This is a genomic window from Streptomyces sp. NPDC050535, from assembly GCF_044457665.1.
GTDB lineage: Bacteria > Actinomycetota > Actinomycetes > Streptomycetales > Streptomycetaceae > Streptomyces.
In genome coordinates this window covers 178,147-189,581 of sequence record NZ_JBITHE010000006.1, presented here as the reverse complement: position 1 = coordinate 189,581, position 11,435 = coordinate 178,147, and the positions used below count along the sequence as shown (strand labels likewise).

The 11,435-nt window shown below is 70.8% G+C and carries 8 protein-coding genes and 1 tRNA gene; 4 read left to right on the top strand and 5 right to left on the bottom strand.

Annotated elements, in window-relative coordinates; all coding sequences use genetic code 11:
- Nucleotides 1-130 precede the first annotated feature (130 nt).
- Nucleotides 131-817, bottom strand: coding sequence for a hypothetical protein (locus ACIBLC_RS16300; RefSeq protein WP_399211599.1), 687 nt, complete (start codon nucleotides 815-817; stop codon nucleotides 131-133).
- A gap of 47 nt (nucleotides 818-864) precedes the next feature.
- Here ACIBLC_RS16300 and ACIBLC_RS16295 point away from each other — a divergent pair, with 47 nt between their 5' ends.
- Nucleotides 865-1,053, top strand: coding sequence for a DUF5703 family protein (locus tag ACIBLC_RS16295; protein WP_030053310.1), 189 nt, complete (start codon nucleotides 865-867; stop codon nucleotides 1,051-1,053).
- A gap of 100 nt (nucleotides 1,054-1,153) precedes the next feature.
- Here the strand turns inward: ACIBLC_RS16295 and ACIBLC_RS16290 are convergent, their stop codons facing one another.
- The 3 genes from ACIBLC_RS16290 to ACIBLC_RS16280 form a co-directional block, all read right to left on the bottom strand.
- On the bottom strand, nucleotides 1,154-1,936 hold the full coding sequence (locus ACIBLC_RS16290; protein WP_399211598.1) for a chaplin: 783 nt from the start codon (nucleotides 1,934-1,936) through the stop codon (nucleotides 1,154-1,156).
- A 201-nt stretch (nucleotides 1,937-2,137) separates the two neighbouring features.
- On the bottom strand, nucleotides 2,138-2,371 hold the full coding sequence (chpH, locus tag ACIBLC_RS16285; RefSeq protein ID WP_365434825.1) for a chaplin ChpH: 234 nt from the start codon (nucleotides 2,369-2,371) through the stop codon (nucleotides 2,138-2,140).
- A gap of 177 nt (nucleotides 2,372-2,548) precedes the next feature.
- Entirely contained in the window at nucleotides 2,549-3,874 is a 1,326-nt protein-coding gene (locus tag ACIBLC_RS16280; RefSeq protein ID WP_399211597.1) for a M20/M25/M40 family metallo-hydrolase, read from the bottom strand.
- 186 nt (nucleotides 3,875-4,060) lie between these two features.
- Between ACIBLC_RS16280 and ACIBLC_RS16275 the strand changes: the two genes are divergently transcribed.
- Nucleotides 4,061-4,148: transfer RNA gene (locus ACIBLC_RS16275), tRNA-Leu, on the top strand.
- A 106-nt stretch (nucleotides 4,149-4,254) separates the two neighbouring features.
- Here ACIBLC_RS16275 and ACIBLC_RS16270 read toward each other — a convergent pair.
- Nucleotides 4,255-5,409: a N(5)-(carboxyethyl)ornithine synthase gene (locus ACIBLC_RS16270; RefSeq protein WP_399211596.1), complete on the bottom strand. Its 1,155-nt coding sequence runs from the start codon at nucleotides 5,407-5,409 to the stop codon at nucleotides 4,255-4,257.
- A 640-nt stretch (nucleotides 5,410-6,049) separates the two neighbouring features.
- On the opposite strand from ACIBLC_RS16270, the gene ACIBLC_RS16265 reads away from it, so the two are divergent.
- Together ACIBLC_RS16265 and ACIBLC_RS16260 are read left to right on the top strand one after the other, a co-directional pair.
- A complete protein-coding gene (locus tag ACIBLC_RS16265; protein WP_399211595.1) occupies nucleotides 6,050-9,961 on the top strand; it encodes a Pls/PosA family non-ribosomal peptide synthetase in 3,912 nt (1,303 codons plus the stop codon).
- 77 nt (nucleotides 9,962-10,038) lie between these two features.
- Nucleotides 10,039-11,418 (top strand): M1 family metallopeptidase, encoded by a 1,380-nt coding sequence (locus tag ACIBLC_RS16260; RefSeq protein ID WP_399211594.1) that lies wholly within the window; start codon nucleotides 10,039-10,041, stop codon nucleotides 11,416-11,418.
- Nucleotides 11,419-11,435: the final 17 nt, after the last annotated feature.

Sequence of the window (11,435 nt, the reverse complement as noted above, 5' to 3'; positions counted from 1 at the left end):
CGCGCACCACCCGGCGGCCCGCTCCCCTCCCGGCGCAGGTGCCAGTGCGGGCGGCGGGCTGACGCCCCGTCCGCACAGAAGTGGCGGTCACCGGCCCCCGGGGCCCGCCACCCCGTACGAGCGGGCAGGCTCAGCGATCCGCGTCCAGGGGCTCCAGGTCACCGTCGACCCCGAGGTCGTCCTCGAGGTCGTCGTCCGCGTCGTCGTCGAAGACGGCACTGACGTCGAAGCGGCAGACGACCCGCTGCGGATCGATCGCCTCGAAGGGGGCCTCGAGCCATTCGCCGGGCTCGGCCGCCTCGTCGGCAGCCGTCACCCAGAGCGTGGAGTCGCCCTCCTCCAGACCGAACTCCTTGTGCCGGGAGGCGATCTCGTCCGGTTCGAACTCGCCGAACAGGACGCCGAGCGCGCCGTGCACCGTGCCGGCCGCCGCGTCGAAGGCCGCGCTCACACTGGCCCCGTCCTCCTCCACGGCCTCCACCCGCTGGGCCTGCGCGAGCAGGCGCTGTGGCTCCACCACCGCGTAGTCCCGGCGGATCAGCACGCTCAGCGCGTTCGGCTCCTCCGGGCCCGTGTACGGCGGCAGCGTGTCTTCCGAACCGGGGATCTCGAAGGGTGTGACCTCGTCGTAGCGGTCGTAGAGAAGCTCGTCGTACTCCTCGGCCGCGGCGGCCAGCTCGTTGAACGCCTCGTAGACGGCCGGGTCGTCATCACCCGTCCTGCGCTCGACCGCGGCCAGGTGACGGTCGAGCGCGGTCTTGATCGCCTCGGCGGCGGCGCGTACCTCGGCAGCGGTGGGCTGCACAGCATCAGACATAGAGCAGACGCTATCCGTACCGGGCCTCTGCCCGCACAATAGATGCGATGCCGGAATACGAATTTGTCGACGTGTACGTACCGCGCGGGGTTTCCCGCAAGGACGCCACACGCCTGCTGACAGACCACGCGGAGTACGGACACTGGGAGTTGGACCGTCTGAGCCTGCTGCGCGACGGCAGCCGCAAGGTGCGGTTGCGTCGGCGGATCATCCGTCAAGTGCGCGCGACATGGTGAGCACAAGAGGCTGAAACGGAGCGGGCCCCGCCGTCACGGGGCCCGCTCCGTTCCGCTCACCGCGGAGAGGTTCGTGGCGTTTCGGTCACGCCCGTCCCGGTTACGCGGCCGATCGTGCCCTGCGGTACAGCACGGCGCCGCCGAGCAGTGCGCCGACGCCCGCCGGGATGACCGCGCCCAGCGGCAGGTCACCGCCGGTGTGGGCGAGCTGCCCGACACCCTGGGGCTGGGCGACGGACCGCGCGCCGAGGTGGTCCGCGTGCGCGGCGGAGCCGCCCAGGTTCTCCTCGGCCAGGCCGGCCGGCTTGGCCGGAGTACCCGGGTGCCCCGGGTTGCCGGGCTCGCCCGGGTGCCCCGGCTGGGCCGGCTTGCCCCCGGACGGCGTTCCGGGTCCGCCGGGCGGGGTGGTGGAGTGACCGCCGCCCGCTCCGTTCCCGCACTCGTTGCCCGTCACGGCGTTACCGATGCCGCCGACGTTCACGCTGTTGCCGCAGACGTTGACCGGCACGTCGATCGGCGCCTGTACGTGGTTGCCCGAACCGACGCCCGGCGAGTCGCTCGCGTGCCCGCCCGCCTGCGAGCCGCCGCCGGAGTGGGGGCCGTCGTCCCCGTACCCGCCCCCTGACGAACCGCGGCCGCCGCCCTGGTTGGCACACTTGTTGCCCATCGCCGGGTTGAGCAGCCCGACGACGCTCACGGTGTTGCCGCAGACGTTGACCGGCGCGTGCACCGGCGCCTGGACCGTGTTGCCCGACAGCACGCCGGGCGAGTCCGAACTCGAACCGCTCGCACCCGAGTCGGCATGTGCGTGGCCGCCGGTCACGGCGAGCACACCACTCGCCGCCGCCACGGTCATCAGGCCCTTGCGGGTGACCTGTCGCATAGCTGTATCCCTGCCTTCGCCCTTGGCTTTGACCATCCGGAACGCGCACACACCCGAAACCGACGCGTGCGCGGAAAGCCGATCGGCCCCGGAGCGCATGGCGCGCGCTCCGGGGCCGACGGGCTCAGACCCTCATGGAGTCGGATTCTCGTGAGCGCAGTCCCTCAGTGGGGACGGAACCTCACGGGATGAGGCACAACGTCACTTGTTGATGCAGGTGTTGCCGAAGGCGGGGTTCAGCAGCCCGATCACCGAGATCGTGTTGCCGCAGACGTTCACCGGGATGTGAACGGGCACCTGGATGACGTTGCCCGAGACAACGCCCGGGGAGCCCACAGCGGCACCCTGGGCACCCGAGTCGGCGACGGCCAGGCCCGCACCGGCGAGAACCAGACCACCAGTGGCAGCCGCAGCGGCGACGATCTTCTTGATCATTATTCCTCCTTGTTGGCAAATGCGATCCCAGCTTCGGATCGCATCACCTGTAACGAGGAGGGAGTAATGGGGCTACGCGCTTATCGTCTCATTCACTCTTCTCAGTTGCCGCCGCACAGGCTGGCGAATAGTGCGGTCTCGTTCCGGCGAACCAATTCGCCACATCACCGGGCTTGTTCAGGAGGCGTCGATGAAGCGGTCGAGTACCCGCACGCCGAACTTGAGCGCGTCGACCGGCACCCGCTCGTCGACGCCGTGGAACATGCCCGCGAAGTCCAGCTCCGGCGGCAGCTTCAGCGGCGCGAAGCCGAAGCAGCGGACGCCCAGGTCGGCGAAGGACTTGGCGTCCGTGCCGGCCGACAGCATGTACGGGACGGCGCGTGCGATCGGGTCCTCGGCGGACAGCGCGGTCTGCATGGCGTCGACGAGGGCGCCGTCGAAGGTGGTCTCCAGCGCCTTGTCGGCGTGCACGTCCTCGCGCTTCACCCTGGGGCCGAGAATCCGGTCCAGGTCCGCGAGGAATTCCTCCTCGTAACCCGGCAGATAGCGGGCGTCGATGTGCGCGGTCGCCTGTCCCGGAATCACGTTGACCTTGTAGCCCGCGCCCAGCTGGGTCGGATTGGCGGTGTTCTGGAGCGAGGCCCCGATGAGCTTGGCGATACCGCCGAGCTTCTCCAGCGTCCCGTCCATGTTCTCCGGGTCGAGCTCGGTGCCGAGCGCGTCGCCGAGTTCGTCGAGGAAGTGCCGGAGCGTCTTGGTCACGCGGACCGGGAACTTGTGCCGCCCGAGCCGCCCGACGGCCTCGGACAGCTCGGTGATGGCGTTGTCACGGTGGATCATCGACCCGTGCCCGGCGGTGCCGTCCACGGTCAGCTTCATCCAGTGCATGCCCTTCTGGGCGGTCTCGATGAGATACAGCCGCAGGTTCTCGTTGACCGTGAAGGAGAACCCGCCGACCTCGCCGATCGCCTCCGTGACGCCCTCGAAGAGGTCCGGGTGCTTGTCGACCAGATGCCGCGCACCCCATGTGCCGCCCGCCTCCTCGTCCGCGAGGAAGGCCAGCACGATGTCGCGGGGCGGCTTGCGCCCGGTGCGCAGCCGCTCCCGTACGACCGCCAGTGTCATGGCGTCCATGTCCTTCATGTCGACCGCGCCGCGCCCCCACACACAGCCGTCCGCGATCTCGCCGGAGAAGGGGTGGTGGGTCCAGTCCTGGGCATTGGCCGGTACGACGTCGGTGTGGCCGTGGATCAGCAGCGCGGGGCGCGAGGGGTCCTCGCCCTCGATGCGGGCGACGGTGGAGGCCCGGCCCCGGTGCGACTCGAAGATCTGCGGTTCGAGCCCCACCTCGGCGAGCTTCTCGGCGACGTACTCGGCGGCCTTGCGCTCACCCGGTCCCGAGTGGTCGCCGTAGTTGCTGGTGTCGATCTGGATCAGCTCGCGGCAGAGGTCCACGACCTCGTCCTCGCCGGAGACGCCCCTGGCCGTGTTCGACTCGCTCACGCTGCTTCCTCCCACTGTCACTGCTGGTGGTCCCCCTCATCCTCTCTCCGACCCCCGCCGCGACCAAGGCCGGACCCTGCCCGTCACACGCAGTTCACGCGGGAACGGGGCGTGATCGGACGTCCTCGGAAGCCTGGTAATGTTTTCTCTGTCGCCGCGAGGGAAACCCCGTGCGACAGACACCTTGTCCGGGTGGCGGAATGGCAGACGCGCTAGCTTGAGGTGCTAGTGCCCTTTATCGGGCGTGGGGGTTCAAGTCCCCCCTCGGACACCAGATGGTTCCAGGCGAACGGTGCCGGCGGATTCTCCGCCGGCACCGTTCGCGTTTCGTCGTCGTACGTCAACCCCACGCGGTCATCCGGCCGGCGCCGGTGTCGGAGTCAGTGCTCGCGGGGGTGCGGGTAATCGGCTGTCCGGTGCTGGAAGGAGAGGATCTTCGGGTTCCGGACGACGCCGTCGCGGATCTCGATGGCCTTGCTGACCGTGACGTCGGCCTCCCATGCCTCGGGGCCGCTCATGACCTTGCGAAGGTAGGGAAGGAGCGCCTCGCTGATCTCCCAGGTGGCCGAGTTCCACAGGTGTGACGGGCTGTGATCCACCCCGTAGTAGTGGCAGCCGGGTCCCACCGTGAGCATGGGCTCGCCGAAGCTGGTCGGGCGGGCCCATCCGAAGCCCATGCCCTCGTCGCAGGAGACGTCGACGAAGATGGTCCCCGGCCGGAACTGGGCGAGCTCCTCGTCGGTGACGAACATCAGCGGAGCGTCGGTGTCCTGGAGGACGCAGTTGACGATGATGTCGAACCCGGCGAGGTACTCCGCCATCGGCACGGACCCGGCCGCGGTGACGGCCCGCAGTTTCGACGGATCGTCGTCCTGCTCCTCGAAGTGCCCCATCACCACCGACGGCATGGGCGAGGCGACCGCCGCGGCGGCGCGCTGGGTGAGCACCGTGACGTCGGAGACGCCCATGGCTCCCAGGCCCGTGACCGCTCCGCGCGCCGTGGCACCGAAGCTGATGACCACCGCACGCAGACGGCGCCCGTAACTGCCGGTCTGCCCGCCGAGCTGAAGGGCGTGCAACACCGAGCAGTAGCCGGCGAGTTCGTTGTTCTTGTGGAAGACGTGGACGCTGAAGGCGCCCGTGGAGGTCCAGTGGTTCATGGCCTCCCAGGCGATGAGGGTCAGCTGCCGGTCGATGGCGATCTGCGTCATCTTGTCGTCCTGCACGCAGTGCGGCCATCCCCACAGCACCTGGCCCCGGCGCAGCTCGGCGACATCGTCGTGCGTCGGTTTGGGCAGCAGCAGGACATCGCACTCGGCGATGAGCTCTTCCCGGGTGCGCAGGCCGGCGAGGAGCGGTCGCAGAGCGTCGTCGCCGACGCCGAACCGCTCGCCGTAGCCCTGTTCAAGGAAGATCTTCTCGCGTACGTCCGGGGCGATCCGGCCGAGATGGTCGGGGTGCAGCGGCAGTCGGGACTCGTTCTCCTTGCGGGAGGAGGCGAGTACTCCAAGATTCATCAGGCTTGTACGGCTCATGCGCTTCCTCGTCATCGAGTTATTGAGTTGTCGTCGTTCGTGTCATCGCTGCCGAGTCCGGCCGGCGGGGGCGCGTGTCGTCCGCACCAGTGGGTCGGAGCCCCTCGTGAACCAGGCAGTCCGCTACCTCGGGGCGCGCGACGGGAGGCGGGACTCGGTGCCGCGGTGCGGGCGAGCAGTCACGGGGCGGCCCATTTCCACCGGGGCGCGTATCCTCCGGCCTTGCCGTACCCGAGGGTGACGCCGAAACGGATGACGGCGTGCGGGATGCGCTCGGTACCGCAACCGTACTCCCCTCACGGCCCTCCAAATCCCTCGTGACGTGCGGGGAACGCCCCTCGTGACGTGCGGGGAACGACGAGGGAGGTCGCGCCCGTCGCATCGCCGTACGACGTGTCGCGGCAAGATGTGTGGCAGATCTCGTCAGGATGACATACCCCCACGTCAGAGCACGGCCAGCAACCCGGAATGAGTGATTCCGAGGCCCTCGCGAGGCCTCCTCACGTGGCTGACGTGCAGCAACGCGACTAGCGTCGTACTAAAATTCCACGCTTGTTTGGAGCTGGACCGGAATATCCCCAGGCGTACCTGCGGGCCCCCCAGCGCCCCGGACGCTCCGGGATCACCACGTGAGGACCCGATGGCAGCCCTAGAGCAAGGCCCTGCGCTCGCTCTGTCCGACGAGGAGGTGCGCGCCGAGTTCGGTGAGCAGGCGCGCTTCTCCGCCTCCTCAGCCGCCTCTCCGCGCACCCTTGTGGACATCCTCGACGCCTCTGTCCGGGCGTACCCCGACGAGCCCGCCCTCGACGACGGCGAGCTCTCCCTCACCTACCGCGCGCTGGCCGTCGAGGTCGAGATCCTCCGGAGCGCGCTGGCGGACGCGGGTGTGGAGCCGGGCGACCGGGTCGGCGTGCGGGTCCCCTCCGGCACCAATGACCTCTACGTCGCCATCCTCGCCGTACTGGCCGCGGGTGCCGCCTACGTACCGGTGGACGCCGAGGACCCGGACGAGCGGGCCGAGCTGGTCTTCGGCGAGGCGCGGGTGCGTGCCGTCGTCGGAGCGGGGCACGAGCTGACCGTCACCGGTGCGTCGGACCCCCTTGTCGCGCACCCCCGCCCCGCGGTCCCGGGCGCCTCCGCGACCCGGCCCGGCACCGAGCACGACGCCTGGATCATCTTCACCTCCGGCTCCACCGGCAAGCCCAAGGGCGTGGCCGTCAGCCACCGCGGTGCCGCCGCCTTCGTCGACGCCGAGGCCGACCTCTTCCTCACCGAGGAACCGATCGGGCCCGGCGACCGCGTGATGGCCGGCCTCTCCGTCGCCTTCGACGCCTCCTGCGAGGAGATGTGGCTGGCCTGGCGCTACGGCGCCTGCCTGGTGCCCGTGCCGCGCTCCCAGGTGCGCAGCGGCGCCGACCTGGGCTCCTGGCTGATCGAGCAGGAGATCACCGTCGTCTCGACCGTGCCGACGCTGGCCTCGCTCTGGGAGCCGGAGGCGCTCAACGAGGTACGGCTGCTCATCTTCGGCGGTGAGGCCTGCCCGCCCGAGCTGGTCCAGCGGCTGGTGACCGAGGGACGCGAGGTGTGGAACACCTACGGGCCCACCGAGGCGACCGTCGTGGCCTGTGCCTCCCTGATGACGGGCGAGGAGCCGATCCGGATCGGGCTGCCGCTGAACGGCTGGGAGCTGGCCGTCGTCGACGAGGCCGGGACCCCGGTGGCGATGGGCGAGAGCGGTCAGCTGGTGATCGGCGGGGTGGGCCTCGCCCGCTATCTCGACCCCGAGAAGGACGCCGAGAAGTACGCGCCGCTGGAGTCCCTGGGCTGGAAGCGGGCGTATCGCAGCGGTGACCTCGTCAAGGCGGAGCCCGAAGGGCTGATCTTCCTGGGCCGGGCCGACGAGCAGATCAAGCTCGGCGGGCGCCGCATCGAGCTCGGCGAGGTGGACACCGCTCTCCAGGCGCTGCCCGGTGTCGCGGGCGCCGCGGCCGCCGTACGGACCGCGCGCAGCGGCAACCAGCTGCTCGTCGGCTATGTGGTCACCCAGGAGGGCTGGGACCAGGCCGCGGCCGTCGAGCGGCTGCGCGCCGAACTGCCCGCCGCCCTGGTCCCGTTGCTCGCGCCGGTGGACGACCTGCCGACCCGCACGTCGGGCAAGGTGGACCGCGACGCGCTGCCCTGGCCGCTGGAGAACCTGGAGACCGGCGGCACCAAGGAGCAGCTGTACGGCACCGAGGCCTGGCTCGCCGAGCAGTGGAGCGAGGTGCTCGGCATCCCCGTCTCCACCGCGTCCGACGACTTCTTCGCGATCGGCGGCGGCAGCCTGGCCGCCGCGCAGCTCACCACACGGCTGCGCACCCGCTACGCCAGCGCCGCCGTCCTCGACATCTATCAGCAGCCCACCCTGCGCAAGCTGGCCCGGCACCTCGAGGAGTCCGTGCAGGACGACGGCGCCGAGCGGATCATCGCGCCGGTCCCGCTGCGGACCAAGGCGACCCAGCTCCTTCTGCTGATCCCGCTGTTCACCCTGCTCGGCCTGCGCTGGACGGTGGCGCTGGCCGCGCTCGGGAACGTACTGCGCTGGTTCGGGCCGTACCCGTGGGCGCCGACGGCGTCGTGGTGGCTGGTCGGTGCCGGGGCGCTGGTCCTCTTCAGCCCGCCGGGACGGCTCGCGATCGCCGCGGGCGGTGCGCGGCTGCTGCTGCGGGGCGTGAAGGCGGGCCGGCATCCGCGTGGCGGGAGTGTGCATCTGCGGCTGTGGACGGCCGAGCGGCTGGTCGAGTTCAGTGGCGCGACCTCGCTGACCGGGTCCTGGCTGGAGCGGTACGCGCGTGCCCTGGGCGCCAGGATCGGCCCCGACGTGGACCTGCACTCGCTGCCGCCGGTGACCGGCATGCTCAAGCTGGGCCGGGGTGCCGCCGTCGAGTCCGAGGTGGACCTGTCGGGGCACTGGCTGGACGGTGACCGGCTGGAGATCGGCGCCGTGAAGGTGGGCGCGCACGCCGTGGTCGGCACCCGCAGCCTGCTCTTCCCCGGTGCGCGGGTCGGCAAGCGGGCCGAAGTGGCCCCCGGTTCGGCCGTGGCCGGGCACGTACCGACCGGGCAGCGCTGGGCGGGGGCGCCCGCGGTCAAACTGGGCAGGGCGAAGCGGGCCTGGCCCAAGGAGCGCCCGGCGCGTGGCACGTACTGGCGGGTGATGTACGGCGCGACGGGCTTCGCACTGTCCGCGCTGCCGCTGGTCGCGGGGCTTGCAGCCCTGCTCGTGGCCCATGTGTTCGTGAGCGCGGACGCCGGGCTCGGCGAGGCCCTGCGCGGCGCGGCGGTGGCCCTGGTGCCGGCGACGCTCGCCTTCGGGCTGGCGTACGCGCTGCTGCTCCTGGTCTCGGTGCGGCTGCTCAGCGTGGGGCTGCGTGCGGGCACCTACCCGACGCACAGCCGGATCGGCTGGCAGGCCTGGACGGTCACGCAGCTGATGGACCGCTCGCGGGACACGCTGTTCCCGCTGTACGCCGGGTTGATCACGCCGGTGTGGCTGCGGCTGCTCGGCATGAAGATCGGGCGGGGCGCCGAGGTGTCCACCGTGCTGGCGCTGCCCAGCCTCACCACGGTCGGCGAGGGCGCGTTCCTCGCCGACGACACCCTCACCGCGCCCTACGAGCTCGGTGGCGGCTGGGTGAAGATCGGGCGCGCCGAGATCGGGCGCCGGGCGTTCCTCGGCAACTCCGGGATGACCGCGCCGGGCCGCAGCGTGCCGGACGGCGGTCTGGTCGGGGTGCTCTCCGCGACGCCGAAGAAGGCGAAGAAGGGCAGTTCCTATCTGGGGCTGCCGCCGATGAAGCTGCCGCGTGCCACGCAGGGCGGCGACCAGAGCCGTACGTACGACCCGCCCGCGCGCCTGTTGTGGGCCCGCGGGCTGGTGGAGCTGTGCCGGATCGTGCCGGTGTTCTGCTCGGCGGCGCTCGCCGTGCTGACCGTGGCCGCGCTGAGTGCGCTGGGGGCCTGGGCCTGGGCGCTCGCCGGGCTGGTGCTGCTCGGCACGGGCGTGCTCGCGTGTGTGCTGTCCATCGTGGCGAAGTGGGTACTCGTGGGGCGCCACCGGGCCGGTGAGCACCCGCTGTGGAGCAGCTTCGTGTGGCGCAACGAGCTGGCGGACACCTTCGTCGAGGTGGTGGCCGTGCCGTGGCTGGCCGGTTCCGTGCCGGGTACGCCGCTGATGACGGCGTGGCTGCGCGGGCTCGGTGCCAGGATCGGAAAGGGCGCCTGGGTGGAGAGTTACTGGCTGCCCGAGACGGACCTGGTGACGCTCGGCGACGCCTCCACCGTGAATCGGGGCTGCGTCCTGCAGACTCACCTCTTCCACGACCGGATCTTGCGGACGGATACTGTTGTTCTCCGTGAGGGCGCCACTCTGGGCCCGGGCGGGATCGTCCTGCCCGGCAGCACTGTCGGGGCCCGTGCCACGCTGGGTCCCGCCTCGCTGGTGATGGCGGCGGAGTCCGTTCCCGACGACACCCGCTGGCTGGGCAACCCGATCGAGTCATGGCGTTCATAGAAGAGATGGCCGGATCGGATACGAAGGGCGGTGTACCGGTATGTCGTACGAGCACAGGGCAGGGAGCAGACGCGGCAGTGAGCGTTCAGCAGACAGTGGGATCGGACCCGTACTTCCCGGCGAACGGTGATCCCCGCTACCGGGTGCACCGGTACGAACTCGCGCTGGACTACCGCCCCGGCCCGAACCGGCTCTCCGGCACCGTGCGGCTCAACGCGATAGCGGGCCGCTCCCCGCTCACCGAGTTCCAGTTGAACCTGGCCGACTTCCGGATAGGCAGGATCCGGGTCGACGGCAAGGCACCGCACTACACGCACCGCGGCGGCAGGCTGCGCGTCCGGCCCCCGAAGCCGATCCGGGCCGGTGCCGCCTTCACCGTCGAGGTGGCCTGGGCCGGCAATCCCAAGCCGGTGAACAGCCCCTGGGGCGGCATCGGCTGGGAGGAGCTGGAGGACGGGGCGCTGGTGGCGAGCCAGCCGGTCGGGGCGCCCTCCTGGTACCCGTGCAACGACCGCCCGGCCGACAAGGCCTCGTACCAGATCTCGGTCACCACACCGTCCTTCTACGCCGTGGTGGCCGGTGGCCGGCTGCTGACACGTACGACGAAGGCGTCGACGACCACCTGGGTCTACGAGCAGTCGGCGCCGACCTCCAGCTATCTGGTCGGCATGTCGATCGGGAAGTACCAGACGGTGCTGCTGGGCGATCCCGGCCTCGGCGGCGTGCCGCAGACCGGTCATCTGCCCGCGGACCTGCTGCCCGCGTTCTCCCGGGACTTCGCGCGGCAGCCCGCGATGATGGAGCTGTTCGAGGATCTCTTCGGGCCCTATCCGTTCGGCGAGTACGCGGTCGTGGTGACGGAGGAGGAGCTCGATGTCCCCGTCGAGGCACAGGGGTTGTCGCTGTTCGGCGCCAACCACGTGGACGGGGCGCGGGGTTCGGAGCGGCTGGTCGCGCACGAGCTGGCGCACCAGTGGTTCGGCAACAGCGTGTCCATCGCGGACTGGCGGCACATCTGGCTGAACGAGGGGTTCGCCAAGTACGCGGAGTGGCTGTGGTCGGAGCGTTCCGGGGGCCGCGGGGCGCATCAACTGGCCGCCGTGGCGCACCGGAAGCTGTCCTCGATGCCGCAGGACCTGTGTCTGGCCGACCCGGGGCGCAAGCTGATGTTCGACGACCGGCTCTACCAACGCGGCGGGCTCGTGCTGCACGCGCTGCGCTGCGCGATGGGTGACGAGGCCTTCTTCCGGATGCTGCGCGGCTGGGCCGCGCAGTACCGGGGCGGCGCCGTCACGACGGCGGCGTTCACCGCGCATGTCGCCCGTTACGCCGCCGAACCGCTGGACGACGTGTTCAGGGCCTGGCTGTACAAAACGGCGCTCCCTCCGCTGCCCGTACCGCAGACCCGGCTTCCGGCACGGCCCACGTATCCGCCGACCAACGCCGACTCGGCGTAGACGCAGAGAGTTTCGCA